General features: G+C 43.5%; 13 protein-coding genes. 2 read left to right on the forward strand and 11 right to left on the reverse strand.

Annotation, left to right across the window (positions count from 1 at the left end; translation table 11 throughout):
- Positions 1–25 precede the first annotated feature (25 nt).
- From M1L62_RS14940 to hisS, 5 genes are all read right to left on the reverse strand, one after another.
- Positions 26–469: an RES family NAD+ phosphorylase gene (locus M1L62_RS14940; protein WP_254560386.1), complete on the reverse strand. Its 444-nt coding sequence runs from the start codon at positions 467–469 to the stop codon at positions 26–28.
- The gene (locus M1L62_RS14945; protein WP_254560387.1) at positions 470–898 is read right to left on the reverse strand and encodes an Xre family toxin-antitoxin system antitoxin; all 429 of its coding nucleotides are present in this window, start codon (positions 896–898) and stop codon (positions 470–472) included. It lies immediately after the preceding gene.
- Between the two features lie 85 nt (positions 899–983).
- A complete protein-coding gene (gene hisD, locus M1L62_RS14950) occupies positions 984–2,252 on the reverse strand; it encodes a histidinol dehydrogenase (protein ID WP_254560388.1) in 1,269 nt (422 codons plus the stop codon).
- Between the two features lie 56 nt (positions 2,253–2,308).
- Positions 2,309–3,169 carry an ATP phosphoribosyltransferase gene (hisG, locus tag M1L62_RS14955; protein WP_254560389.1) on the reverse strand — a complete coding sequence of 287 codons (861 nt, stop codon included), beginning with the start codon at positions 3,167–3,169 and terminating at the stop codon, positions 2,309–2,311.
- Positions 3,170–3,258: 89 nt separating this feature from the next.
- A complete protein-coding gene (hisS, locus tag M1L62_RS14960; protein ID WP_254560390.1) occupies positions 3,259–4,617 on the reverse strand; it encodes a histidine--tRNA ligase in 1,359 nt (452 codons plus the stop codon).
- Positions 4,618–4,782: 165 nt separating this feature from the next.
- On the opposite strand from hisS, the gene M1L62_RS14965 reads away from it, so the two are divergent.
- Complete coding sequence (locus M1L62_RS14965; protein WP_254560503.1) at positions 4,783–5,007, forward strand: hypothetical protein; 225 nt, start codon at positions 4,783–4,785, stop codon at positions 5,005–5,007.
- A 40-nt stretch (positions 5,008–5,047) separates the two neighbouring features.
- Here the strand turns inward: M1L62_RS14965 and M1L62_RS14970 are convergent, their stop codons facing one another.
- Positions 5,048–5,437 carry a hypothetical protein gene (locus M1L62_RS14970; RefSeq protein ID WP_254560391.1) on the reverse strand — a complete coding sequence of 130 codons (390 nt, stop codon included), beginning with the start codon at positions 5,435–5,437 and terminating at the stop codon, positions 5,048–5,050.
- Between the two features lie 59 nt (positions 5,438–5,496).
- On the opposite strand from M1L62_RS14970, the gene M1L62_RS14975 reads away from it, so the two are divergent.
- Positions 5,497–6,273, forward strand: a complete 777-nt coding sequence (locus M1L62_RS14975; RefSeq protein ID WP_254560392.1) for a class I SAM-dependent methyltransferase — start codon at positions 5,497–5,499, stop codon at positions 6,271–6,273.
- Between the two features lie 38 nt (positions 6,274–6,311).
- Here M1L62_RS14975 and M1L62_RS14980 read toward each other — a convergent pair whose 3' ends face one another.
- From M1L62_RS14980 to pyrG, 5 genes are all read right to left on the reverse strand, one after another.
- Positions 6,312–7,322, reverse strand: coding sequence for a glycosyltransferase family 2 protein (locus M1L62_RS14980; RefSeq protein WP_254560393.1), 1,011 nt, complete (start codon positions 7,320–7,322; stop codon positions 6,312–6,314).
- A 4-nt stretch (positions 7,323–7,326) separates the two neighbouring features.
- Positions 7,327–8,619, reverse strand: coding sequence for a glutamate-1-semialdehyde 2,1-aminomutase (gene hemL, locus M1L62_RS14985; RefSeq protein ID WP_254560394.1), 1,293 nt, complete (start codon positions 8,617–8,619; stop codon positions 7,327–7,329).
- A 7-nt stretch (positions 8,620–8,626) separates the two neighbouring features.
- Complete coding sequence (locus tag M1L62_RS14990; protein WP_254560395.1) at positions 8,627–10,336, reverse strand: ABC transporter substrate-binding protein; 1,710 nt, start codon at positions 10,334–10,336, stop codon at positions 8,627–8,629.
- 121 nt (positions 10,337–10,457) lie between these two features.
- Positions 10,458–12,281 carry a membrane protein insertase YidC gene (gene yidC, locus M1L62_RS14995; RefSeq protein ID WP_254560396.1) on the reverse strand — a complete coding sequence of 608 codons (1,824 nt, stop codon included), beginning with the start codon at positions 12,279–12,281 and terminating at the stop codon, positions 10,458–10,460.
- A 96-nt stretch (positions 12,282–12,377) separates the two neighbouring features.
- Positions 12,378–14,024 (reverse strand): CTP synthase, encoded by a 1,647-nt coding sequence (gene pyrG, locus M1L62_RS15000; protein ID WP_254560397.1) that lies wholly within the window; start codon positions 14,022–14,024, stop codon positions 12,378–12,380.
- Positions 14,025–14,044 lie beyond the last annotated feature (20 nt).

Raw genomic sequence — 14,044 nt, forward strand, 5'->3', positions numbered from 1 at the left:
CAGCTGCGGTTGATCTCATTTATTATTAAAACAATCTTTTATCAAACTGGAAAGGTTCAAGATGGATCACCTTCACCGAAGCGGCCTCAGGGTGTGCCGGGTTAATCAGATAATTTTTTTCGGCTGGCACAATCGCAGATGGCACGCTCATCAGCAGTGATTCATTATTCTGAAGCCATAAATCCCCTACTTCCTTGCTCCATTGCTGATCCTGATACCAGTCAGCGGGCGGCGAGGTAAGGTTGATGACGGATGCCGAATCCGGCACGAATAACACCACCACCACATAACCCAGCGGAGGATTCGGTTGCTGCCAGTGCACTATTATTTCCAGCATTGCCAGCGATCTCCGTGAAGCCGTATAAAGCATCGAATTTTGCGGAGTATTCCACCGGCCTCCGTGATAATATGCCCCGATACCGCTTAAATCATTCTGATATTCCGATCTGGTTATCCTGAATAATTCCATTTATGCAAAAATACCGTGTTCGATACGCCCCAGTTCTGTTTTTACCAATTCAATTCCGGCGTGCGTACGGAGGAACTGAATTGGTTTTTCACCGCCAAGGGCGAGGATATCGCGGTTCAGCCAATCCAGAAAATATTCCCTTCCCAATACCCGGGTACCCACAGAAAAAAGATCTGCCAGCGCAATAAGATGGTCAGAAACCACATTGCTCAACAGATCCGTATCGTTATAGCGCTGCAAATTTCTCGGTGTTACGGGCAGAAGCAAAATAATATCCTTCAATTCCAGACCAACGGAATCAGCGAGATGCTGTATTGCCGCCTTGGGAATACCGTTTTCAGCAAGGTATGCAAGATCAAAATCATTTTTGACGGAATGTTTAAGGACATTATAGCCACCCAAACGCTCATTAACCATAAATGCTGTCATCTTTTCTATCAATTTAGAAGACCAGAAATTAGTCTTTCAAATATACGACATTTTTCCGTGTGTTATAATTTTACGAAAATTATAATCACAAAAGGGCATTTAACCTGATGCTCACCGCTCTTTTATGCGCATCCAATGACTCCGCTTCCGCCATCGCTTCTACCGTCGGACCAATATTTTTGATCCCCGTCTCGGTGATATGCTGAACCGTAATTTTCTTCACAAAACTATCCACAGAAACCCCGCTGTAAGCCCGGGCATAACCGTTTGTAGGCAGCGTGTGGTTGGTACCGGACGCATAATCGCCGCAGGATTCGGGCGTATAGTTTCCTAGAAAAATAGAACCTGCATTAACAATTTTATCAGAAACCACTTCTGCATCCTTCACACTTAGAATCAAGTGTTCTGCGGCATAATCGTTCAGGATATCGATCGCTTCATAAGCCGAATTGACCAGAATTGCTTTGCTGTTTTCGATTGATTTGGAAGCCAGTTCACGCCTTGGAAGCTGATCCAACTGTGATGTCAGTTCTTCATTTACAGCACTTAAAAATTTCTCGCTTGTAGAAACCAGAAGCACCTGACTATCGGCACCGTGTTCTGCCTGCGACAACAAATCGGCTGCTACAAAAGCAGGAACCGCCGTATCGTCGGCATACACCGCAACCTCCGAAGGTCCCGCAGGCATATCAATGGCTACGCCTTCCTTGCTCACCAACATTTTAGCCGTGGTAACATATTGATTACCAGGACCAAATATTTTATAAACTTTGGGGACACTTTCCGTTCCGTACGCCAAAGCAGCAATCGCCTGCGCGCCGCCAATTCTGAATGCAGCAGTAACTCCAACGAGTTTCGCTGCAAATAAAATAGCCGGATGGTTTGAAGGCGTACAAAGCACCACTTCTTTACAACCCGCAAGCTGTGCCGGAATACCCAGCATCAGCACGGTACTGAACAAAGGAGCAGTACCGCCAGGAATATAAATTCCTACTTTTTCAATACCCACGCTGCGTCGCCAGCATGTAACGCCCGGCATGGTCTCAATCTTTTCAACCGACTGCAATTGCGCTTTATGAAAAGTATAAATATTCTGATAAGCCTGACGGATCGCTGTTTTCAATGTTGAATCCAGCTGCCCTTCGGCGGCATCAAACTCTTCCTGGGAAAAAGCAAATTCTGATAAGTCTACACCATCAAATTTTTTCGCCAGTTCCCTCAGTCCTTCGTCACCTTTTGTTTTAACCAGATCCAGAATCGGCAAAACCTTTCCTTCGATCGCAAAAGAATCCTGAACAGGCCGTGTCAGTAAATCCGGCCATTCACTTCTTTCAGGATAAGAAATTATATTCATAATTACTAAGTATTCATCGTTCCGCTGAAAGCCAATTGCTGACAGCCGACAGCATTTTAAAGAATCATTTTCTCAATCGGGATCACCAGAATTCCCTCTGCACCTGCCTGTCTGATCTTTTCTATATTTTCCCAGAAATCATTTTCGTTGATCACCGAATGAATCGAACACCAGCCCTCCGTAGCCAACGGCATTACGGTCGGCGCTTTCATGCCCGGCAAATATTTAGTGATCTCATCTACTGCGTTTGTCGGGCAGTTCAATAAAATATATTTGTTGTTTTTTGCAACCTGAACCGATTTGATACGGAACAAAAGCTGATCCAATAACACCTGCTGCTCAGCCGTCAAATGTTTGCTGGCGATCATCACCGCTTCCGATTTGAAAATCGTCTGCACTTCTTTCAACCCGTTGCTCAGCAAAGTACTTCCCGAGCTTACGATATCACAAACTGCATCAGCCAGGCCAATACTCGGTGCAATTTCTACGGAACCGCTGATTTCGTGGATCTGTGCGGTAACGTTATTTTCAGCAAGATATTTACCCAAAAGTTTTGGATAAGAAGTTGCAATACTTTTTCCTTCAAGGTCCTGAACGCCGCTATAATCGTGCTCTCTCAAAACACCAATCGAAAGACGGCATTTCGAAAAGCCCAGTTTATGCACCGTATTTACATCTCTGTCCGACTCTTCCGAAACATTTTCTCCGACAATTCCCAGATGTGCAACGCCGTCTTCCACATAACCCGGAATATCGTCATCGCGTAAAAACAAAATTTCAGCTGGGAAATTGGTAGCCGACGTTTTAAGCTTTCCGGCTCCGTTATCAAAACGAATACCACATTCTTTGATCAGCTTCAAAGAATCTTCACTTAACCGACCTGACTTTTGTATTGCAATTCGTAATATGTTATTCATGATTTTTTAAAATGGGCTGGGGCTTTCGGCGGGGCCTCCCCGGCAGTCAGCTTATATGCTATTGTTTATTATTTATAAATCCGTCCGGTTTATTGTACAACCGCTATTAATTCCTCAACAGTTCCCTTTTGCTGCTCCCCTGTTTTCATATTTTTCAAAGTAAGCTGTCCTGTACTGATTTCGTCAGAACCGATCAGGATCACAAAAGGAATATTTTTACGATCGGCATAATCCAGCTGCTTTTTCAGTTTCACCGAATCCGGATACATTTCTGTATTAATTCCGGCCTCGCGCAATTTTGGCAAAATAGACAAACCGTATTGAAACGCCTGCTGATCAAAATTCGAGATCATTACCTTCGTACTGATCGCCTGATTTTCAGGAAAAAGATTTAATTCTTCCATCACATCATAAATCCTGTCGACGCCAAAGGATATTCCAACGCCCGAAATTCCGGGCACACCGAAAGTCCCGGTCAGGTTATCGTATCTTCCGCCGCCGCAAATGCTGCCTATCTGCACATTATTGGCCTTCACTTCGAAGATTGCCCCGGTGTAATAAGACAACCCTCTGGCCAGTGTTACATCAAACTGAATACGGGCGTTTTTCAAGCCAAGCGCATCCACCATATTCCATACCTGCTCCAATTCGTCAATTCCTTTCAACCCGATTTCAGAACTGGCAAGCCAGGTCCGCAGGTCAGCAAAAGGATTTTCACCACCGGTTAACGAAAAAACAGGATCCAGCAAAGTGATGCTTTCCTCCGAAAAATTACGCTCGCGCAACTCATCAATCACCTTTTCCTTACCGATTTTATCAAGTTTGTCGATCGCAACGCATAAAGTTCCTTCCTGTCCGTGCGCGCCGATCATATCAGCAATCCCGGTCAAAATTTTCCTGTTATTGATTTTAACCGTAAAATCTTCGATACCCAGCTGAGGTAAAATATCATGCAGCAGCAATACAATTTCCGCTTCACAAAGTAACGACTCCGTACCAACAACATCGGCATCACATTGGTAAAATTCACGGTAGCGGCCTTTTTGCGGACGATCCGCTCTCCAAACCGGCTGAATCTGATATCTTTTAAAAGGCATCACCAGCGTACCACGGTTCATCACCACATACCGTGCAAAAGGGACCGTCAAATCATAACGCAAACCCTTTTCCGAAATCTTGTTTGTCAGTGGCTTGTAACCTGCATTCCAGTCCGCCTCGGTAAGTTTTCCGCTAAAATCGCCTGAATTTAAAAGTTTAAAAAGAAGCTGATCTCCTTCATCGCCGTATTTGCCCATCAAAACAGAAAGGTTTTCAAAAGCAGGCGTTTCCAAAGGCTGGAATCCATAACGTTGGAAAGAGCGCCGGATGGTATCAAATATAAAGGTGCGTTTCACCATTTGTTCGGGACCGAAGTCACGGGTGCCGCGGGCAAGGCTTGGTTTACTCATTCTAATTTAAAAAATCTTCAAATAGTCAATCGCTGTTATAAATGTTTAGTTCCCTATCCTTTCATTTTCCGCGAACAGCTCCGTGCTGAAACCGAAATTTGAAACAGGTAAAACGTATATATTCAGCATTTAAAAATGTAAAGTTAGAGAGGTTATGCAATTTTTATGACTATTTGCTACTTTATTTACGCATTTTTCCCTAATTTTGCGGCTCTTTCACAAAACAATAATTTTAAAATGGGAGTTACGGAACTAAAACGTAAGAGTCGTAGAAATAAAGCTGTGGCAAACAATCGTACAGCAACAATCAAAAACCTTTTGCGTAAGCCAGAAGTAAGAAATGTCGACGTTGAGGCTATCAAAGCACAGTTTGAAGCTAACAAGCAATAATCAAACGCCTCTCCGATACTATGTTATCAACAAGTCCCTGTCAATCTGTTTTGGTAGGGCTTTTTGTTTTTTTGTCGGATTTGCCTTTCCGGGCTGGTGATTTGCGGATTTCTTTGGCATTCACCTTGCGTAAAAGCTGACGCATGCTGCGTCTGGTTTCCCGGCGAACATCAAGTAGTATACGAAATCTGAGTGCTTCGCCAAAAAAAATCAGACCGGTATTAATTAAGGCAAGGCTGTACAATCCAAGCAATACCCAAACCTGCGTTGGTTCACCGATACGGCGCTGATGGGCCGCTTCGCTTAATACCCAAAGGCCGCAACTGAATAAAAACAGTCCCAAAGGAGCCAGAATCAGCCACTTGGTACGTGTTGACATTCTTTTGATCAGTTGCTTGCCCGGTGGCTTTGGATTATGTGCTGGAATCATTTTAAGAGAATATTACTGAGTAAGAACATAAAATTATTAATTTTTAATCAATTGGTTTAATGAAAGCCATCATAAGTTTAGTTTTACGTTATATTCCGCGTCCCTATTTACAATTAATTGGCCATTGGGTAGCCCGTTTTCTGAGCATTTTTTACATCGGAAACAAAGTAGAGTGCCCTGTCTGCGACAGCCAATACCGCCAGTTTCTGCCTTACGGACGAAATACATCCAGCCGGGATAACGCCCTGTGTCCCCACTGTTTATCGCTGGAAAGGCACCGTTTGATGGGACTATATTTAAAACGTAAAACCAACTTTTTCACTGCCGATCTTAAAGTTCTGCATGTTGCGCCGGAGTACTGTTTTATTGACCGCTTCGAGCACATGAAAAATCTTGATTATATCACCGCCGATATTGAATCACCGCTGGCAAAAGTGAAAATGGACATTCATGATATTCCTTTTCCTGATAACACTTTTGATGTGGCTTTCTGCAACCACGTAATGGAGCACGTAGACGACTATATCAGAGCCATGAGTGAATTACACCGCGTTTTGAAGCCAGGAGGCTGGGCGTTGATCCAGTCGCCGCAGGATATGAAATACGCAACAACATATGAAGACCCGACCATAACCGATCCGCGTGAACGCGAAATTCACTTCCTGCAAAACGACCACCTGCGTCTTTTTGGAAGAAATTACGGACGTGAACTCGAAAAGGGCGGATTCACAGTTAAAGAAGACCGTTTTGTGATGGACGAACTTACGCCCGCAGAAGTAAAACGGTATGCTCTTCCCGCGGAAGAAATTGTATATTTTTGCCAGAAAACGGTATAAAAAAACCGACAGCTGTTAATACTGTCGGTTCCATAAATTTATGAAGGATATTCAATCGTCGCGCCGGTTTCCCGGTGCGATTTTTTTTCCCATATCCTCGTCCATCCTTCCTGAATAAAGCCCACGCCATAACCAAAAAGCTGGACAAAAGCAGCCATTACACTTAGAACGGCCACTTCCAGACTTTTCGTCGTTTTCACGGCATCGATAAATAAAAGGACTATATACAGCGTTAATCCCGCAACTCCGAGATAGAAAAAAGGTTTGAACACAAAAAACCAGACCGGAATACTGCTCACACCGAGTGTAAACAGCAACGGAAAAGTGTGTACCAGCTTTAATTCATCCGGATAAAACCTGGCAATATTGATCCTGGCGCGGCCAAAAAATTTCAGCTGTCTGAAAAACTGGGCAAACTGGGTTCGTCTTTTATGATAAATAAATGCTTCCGGGATCAGCGCAGACTTGAAACCGAGACGCAGCGCCGCAATGCTGAACAGGATATCCTCTCCCATCCGGCTCGTAAGAAAACCACCTGTACGTTCCCAAACCGTACGCGAAAGCCCCATGTTGAAGCTGCGCGGATGAAAGGTCCCGCCCATGTTGTTCTTTTTCCCGCGGATACCACCCGTCGTAAAAAAAGAGGTCATGGAATAACTGATTGCTTTCTGGATCGGTGAGAAAGAGGGGTGATCCGTATCCGGCCCGCCATAAAGATCAACATATTGCTGATTCAGCCTCGCTTCCACAATCGCCAGATAATCCGGCTCGATCAACGCGTCTGAATCCAGGAGGATAAAATAATCCCCCGATGCTTTTTCAAAACCGGTATTTCTTGCAAAACCCTGTCCTCCATTTTCCTTGTAAAAGTAATGGATATCCAGTCGGCCTTGGAAAGACTCAACCACCTGATCCGCTTTGATCTTCGAACCATCTTCAACAATGATGACCTCGAAATTTCTGAAAGTCTGCACGCTCAGGCACGTCAATAATTCCTGCAACTCGTCAGGACGGTTATAAACAGGAATTATGACCGAATATTTACGCATTATCTTATCCGATTACTTCTTTAAGAGATTCTTCATTGGCCTGAATAATACGGTCGATATGACTGTTTTCCAAAGCCGTTGACAGGAACATACTTTCAAACTGAGAAGGCCCCATGTAAATACCGCGATCAAGCATTGCATGGAAATATTTCCCAAACAATGGCAGGTCAGACGTTTTTGCGGATGGGAAATCCGTCACAGCCTGTTCGGTGAAAAACAACGTGTACATAGACCCAATGCTATTAATGGTATAATTCAATCCCAGTTTTTTTATCGAATTCGTAAATCCGTTAACCAGTTTATGACCCGAAACTTCCAGTTGGGTATATACTTCCGGATGCTCGTTCAGATAATTCAGCATCGTCAGGCCGGCTGCCATCGCAATCGGATTTCCCGATAAAGTACCCGCCTGATAAACCGGGCCTAACGGAGACACCCAGTTCATAATTTCGGCCTTACCGCCATAAGCACCAACCGGCATACCGCCGCCGATGATTTTACCCAATGTTGTAAGGTCAGGTTTAATACCGAAACGCTCCTGTGCGCCGCCTTTTGAAAGACGGAAACCAGTCATTACCTCGTCAAAAATAAACACGATACCTTCTTCGTCACAAATCTTGCGCAGGCCTTCCAAAAACCCTTCGGCCGGAAGCACGCAGCCCATGTTACCCACAACCGGTTCAAGAATCAAGGCAGCAATCGCACCCTTATTGGCATCCACGAGTTTTTGAACAGCTTCCAGATCGTTATAAGGAGCCGTTAAAGTATCGTTGGCAACACCCTTTGTCACCCCCGGACTGTCAGGCGTTCCAAAAGTTACCGCCCCACTTCCGGCGGCGATCAGAAAACTATCGCCATGTCCGTGATAACATCCTTCAAATTTGATGATCTTATCTCGTCCGGTAAATCCACGTGCCACACGAATTGCCGACATGGTAGCTTCCGTTCCGGAATTTACCATGCGTACCTTTTCAATGGAAGGCACCATGGATACGATCAGCTCGGCAATTTCCACCTCTCTCCTAGTAGGCGCACCAAAAGAAAAAGAGTGCTGAATGGCATCAGAAACGGCCTTTTGGATCAGCTCATGTCCATGACCTAAAATCATCGGCCCCCATGAGTTGATTAACTCTATATACTCATTGTCATCTTCATCATAAACGTACGGTCCCTTGGCAGACTTGATAAAAACAGGAGAACCTCCTACTGCACGAAACGCACGAACGGGTGAATTCACACCACCCGGAATAAAACCTTGCGCCTTTTCAAATAAGGCCTGACTCGTTGAAATATTCATATTTAAATTATCTAACCGGCACCCATTTGGTACCACTATACTTTAATAAAGGTGAGATCTGGTTTTCACGTGACTTCGTAAAATCAAAACCTGAAAGGAGGTAATCATCGTCATACTTTCTCATTTCCAATCCTTTTTTCAGGCCGTCCTTGTATTTGGAAAGCATACGTCCGAAAAACAATAACTGGTCGTAACCCTGATAAGAATATGACGACGGGAATGTATTGGTCTGCGTCCAGTACGCTTTTTGAAATTCACGTACTTTTTCTTTTTCCCGGTCTACATAATCAGTTTCAATCAGATATAACCTCGAACCATATTTGCCCAAACGCGACTGCTGCAAATTGAAGCTCGCAGAATTCGCAACGACCGGAACAGTTGTTAAGGTTCGTGCATTTAAAACTTCGATCAGAGCTGAGCCCGCGTTGCCATCAGAAGCAAAAAGTGCCACATGAGAAGGTTTTACGGTTGCAAATGAGGAAACCTTTCCTTCAAGCCACTCGCGCTCCGAAATGATTTTCAACATTTCTATCACTTTACCGCCACGTGCTTTAACCTCATTAGCATAAGCAAAAGCCATCACCGAATCTTTCGCATTGTTTCCATAATAAATGGCAACAGAAGGTCCGGGAGCGACAGTCCGCATCCATTCAGCAGCTTTCTGAACCTGAAAAGGAATGGACGGGTGTGCCAAAAACATATTGTTACCGTGGGTAAGCAGGTTCGCGTCCGTCGACAGTGGGTTTAGCATAAACATATCCGCCCCGGCCACATACCTGGCGGCCACATCGAAAGTGCCGGGATAAAGGGGCCCAATAACTAGATCAGACTGCTGAAAATCGGCATTACCTGCAATTGCCTTCATCGACTTATCGTCATTGCTAACGTCATAAGCCCAAAGGTTAACCTTCACCCCTTCTGTTTCCAACTGCTGTTTTGCCTGAACAAGCCCCAGATAATAATCATAAGCAAACTGATTTGAACGTCTTTTAGAAGAACTGAATTCATCCAGACGAAACGGCAACATCACCGAAACGTTCAGATACCCCTTTTCCCATTGGTTGGCTCTTTTCGGAATACTTTTTTGCGGCCCATCTGCGGTGGTAGAATTTTTCTCCTTGCTGCTCACCTTAAATTGTGCGATCAGCTGATCGGCCTGCATGTCATCCGTTTTCGTTGATGTGGGCGAACGCTCAATAAACTGGATCAGCTCGATAGCGATATCACGGTCGTCCGGAAATTGCTTCTGGATTTCTTTCAGTTTGGCAAGATCTGTTATCTCGCCAAAATAATGCTGTTTTAGTCCCTGTATATCTTTGTTGTAGGACGAGTCCTTAATACGCTGTAAAAAGCCAAGCCCTTCCTTATATTGCTCGGTTGCCAGATGATCCGCTCCAAGCAAATAATAGGCATCATTGATTTTATTCCAGGCAGGATATCTGCTCACGAGCTGAAGAAGCATCTGCTTGCTTTCCCTGTATCTTTTCAGATTATAGGTCGCCAATCCATAATAATAATGTGCATATGCTGAATATGGAGCCTGCACACTTGCGTTGGTCAGCGGCGCAAGTTTCTCTAAGGCAACATTATATCTTCCCTGTTTGATGTCAGAAACAGCTGCTTTGTATTTGGTTTCATTTTGTGCAGGAGATTGAGCAAAAGATAAATTGTTCAGACCCAGACAAATGAGTATTATCAAAATAACGGAAAATCTCATTGGCTTTTCAGTCAGGTTAAATTTGGTGGTACAAATTACGAAAACCGTTTAAAGGGAAAAAGAAACGGGCAATGTTTCCATTCCGAAACATTGCCCTTCCTCAATTAATAAAATACCTCTATTACTTACGTTTCGTGCGTTTTTCTAAGTCAGCCTGTTTCTTCTTGGCTTCATCAGCTGCCTGCAGCGATTTCTCCAGATACTTTTGGAACTTGGTTTGTTTCTTTTCGCCAGATGCGTTTTTCTTGCGGTTTTCTTCAAGAATATTTCTGATCTTATCTTCGTTCACAAACTTTTTGATCAATAACTGCTGACCGATCGTCACAACGTTGGATACAAAATAGTAGAACGTCAAACCTGCCGGGAACGAGTTAAGAACAAACATGAACATCAATGGCATGATGTAGCTCAACATTTTCATGTTAACCGGGCCAGGCTGTGTAGGCGTGATCTGGTTGTTATAGTAAGCATATCCGATACTTGAAATCGTCATCATGATCGTAAACAAACTTACGTGGTTGCCATAAAACGGCAGTGAAACCGGAAGTTTGATAAATGAATCGTATGTCGATAAGTCGTTCGCCCAAAGGAATGTTTGCTGCCTTAGCTCAATCAGGTTCGGGAACAAAAAGAATAACGAGAACAAAATCGGCATCGTAGCCAGCACGGGTATACAGCCACTTAACGGACTCACCCCAACTTCCTGATACAATTTCATTTGATCCTGCTGCTGTTTCGCCATGTCGTCAGGATTACGTGCTTTAAGCTCTTCAAGCTCAGGAGCAAGCAATTTCATCTTCGCCATGCTGATGTAGGATTTGTAAGTCAGCGGCGTTAACAGCGTTTTTACAAACAATACAAGACAGATAATCAACAGACCGTAGTTTGAGATAAATCCTTCCAGGAAGTTGAACAACGGTACCAGGAAGAATTTGTTGATCGGCTTTAAGAAAGCATATCCAAGATAAACGTTCTCTTCAAAGTTTTCCGCCTGAATTTTCTGAACGATATGGTAATCGTTTGGTCCGATATAAAACTTGAAATTAGCTTCATTTTTCTGAACGGCTGACATTGGGATCGATGCTGCCACATTCGCAGTTTTTACAATCGTCGTGTCATTGATGTTAACGTCAGCTTTTACATCAACATCCGTGAATGGATGTTTTTCGGAGATTAAGCCCGCAAGGAAATACTTGTGCTTAATCGTGAACCATTTAACAGGCTCTTCCGCTTTTGCAGCTTCGTTAGCCGTTGGGCTTTGTGTAAGACTGTGAAGTCCGTCTGTATAATAATTGACAGTGATCGCCTTACGGTTCTCTGTCATATCATTTTCAAGCTTCAAAAGATCGTTTTTCCAGTCAAGTCTGATCGACTTATCTCCTGCAACCAGACTGTTGGATTTAATTCCATAGTCAATCACATAACCCGATCCGTGCACCACATAAGTTTGCTCAACAAACTGGTTTTTACCCAAATCAGCACGGTAAGTGATAATTGCCGAATCTTTCGCAGCAAGCGTTTGTCCTGTTGCAGATGTGGTAAAATATTGATTGGCTAAATTAATATTACCCGTTTGTGTAGGGAAATCAATTTGAAATTTATTGTGATTTTCAACAATCAGATAAAGCGGTTTCTTATCAAAAGTTTTGTATTTTTTCAACATCACTTCTTTCAGGATACCACCCTTATTGGTAAAAACAATACGGGAATCAGTTGTTTCAATAACCAGATCCTGAGGGGTAATTTTAACAGCAGTGGAATCTCCATTGGCCGAAATTGCCTGAGCGGAATCCGCTATTGTTTCTGCTTGTGCTTTGGCAGCCGTGGCTGAGTTCGTACTAACTTGTGCTACCGGCGCAGGTTCAACTGGCTTTGGAACCAGAAACTGATAGCCTACCAGCATTAGCATTATAAGTACTAAGCCGATTACAAAATTTTTATCCATTCTTAACTTAAAATTATTGAGATATTAACCCCATCGGGAGGGCAAATGTAATAAGTTTTTCCTGATTGGCTTCCCTGATTGCAGGAATAGATCAAATCATGACACAACCGAACGCTTTTCCAGAGAATAGGTCAACGCCGCTTTTACGAAATTGACAAACAATGGATGTGGGTTCATGACAGTACTTTTTAATTCAGGGTGAAATTGTACTCCGACATAAAACGGATGCCCAGGAAGTTCAACCATTTCAACAAGGTTATTGTCCGGGTTGATGCCTGTTGCCAGAAGACCTTTTTCTTCGAAATCCTTCAAATACTTGTTATTGAACTCATAACGGTGACGGTGACGCTCCTTGATGTTCAGTTTTCCGTAGATACGGTTCGCAAGAGAATCTTTTTTCAAGCGGCAAGGATATGCTCCCAAACGCATGGTACCTCCTTTATTTGAAACATCTTTCTGATCTTCCATCAAGTGAATTACCGGAAACTCCGTAGCAGCATCCATCTCAACAGAGTGCGCACCTTCCAGTCCAACGACATTACGTGCATACTCGATAACGGCCATTTGCATACCCAGACAAATTCCGAAGAATGGAATTCCATTTTCACGAACGTACTGGATTGCTTCAATTTTACCGTCAATTCCTCTTTCTCCAAAACCCGGCGCAACCAAAACACCGTCCAGACCGGAAAGTTTTTCAATTACATTTTCAGGTGTCAGACTTTCAGAATGGATCCATTCGATGGTTACCTTACACTCGTTTGCAGAACCGGCGTGAATAAATGACTCAACGATCGATTTGTAAGCATCATGTAATTCCACATACTTTCCAACCAAACCGATTTTAATGGCATCGATAGGATTTTTAAGTCTCGAAAGGAATGTTTTCCAGGCTTCAAGATCCACGTCCTTATCATTGTAGATGTCAAGCATATACAACGCACGCTGATCCAGTCTTTCCTTTAGCATTAACAAAGGCACAGCGTAAATAGTGTCTGCATCCATCGCTTCGATCACCGAATTGATCTGTACGTTACAGAACAAGGCAATTTTTTTACGAAGATCTGTTGGCAAAGGATGTTCGGTACGACAAACCAGAATATCCGGCTGAATACCCGACTCCTGCAACATTCTTACCGAGTGCTGAGTTGGCTTGGTTTTTAATTCTCCTGCCGAATTCAAATAAGGAATAAGCGTCAGGTGAATAATTAAGGTATCGTTATGCCCCAGTTCAAATTTGATCTGACGCACCGCTTCCAGGAATGGAAGAGACTCGATATCCCCAACACAACCACCAATTTCAGTGATCACGATATCATAATCGCCGCTCTGTCCCAACAGAAGCATGTTTCTTTTCAACTCATCGGTAATGTGCGGAACTACCTGAACAGTTTTACCAAGGAAATCACCGCGTCTTTCGGCAGAGATTACATTATGATAAATCCTTCCGGTTGTAACATTGTTTGCCTGAGAAGTGCGAACGTTCAAAAAACGCTCGTAATGACCTAAATCCAAATCCGTTTCAGCACCATCGTCCGTTACGTAGCATTCGCCATGCTCGTAAGGATTCATAGTCCCCGGATCAATATTAATATATGGATCAAATTTTTGGATTGTAACTGAAAGCCCTCTGGCTTGCAGCAATTTAGCAAGAGATGAAGCTATTATCCCTTTACCTAATGAAGATGTAACACCGCCCGTAACGAAAATGTACTTAGCGGTCTTTCGTGCTTTGGAAGCCATAAGACTTTGCTTTTTTTCTA

This window comes from Dyadobacter diqingensis (genome assembly GCF_024220585.1).
In the GTDB taxonomy this organism is placed as follows: domain Bacteria; phylum Bacteroidota; class Bacteroidia; order Cytophagales; family Spirosomataceae; genus Dyadobacter; species Dyadobacter diqingensis.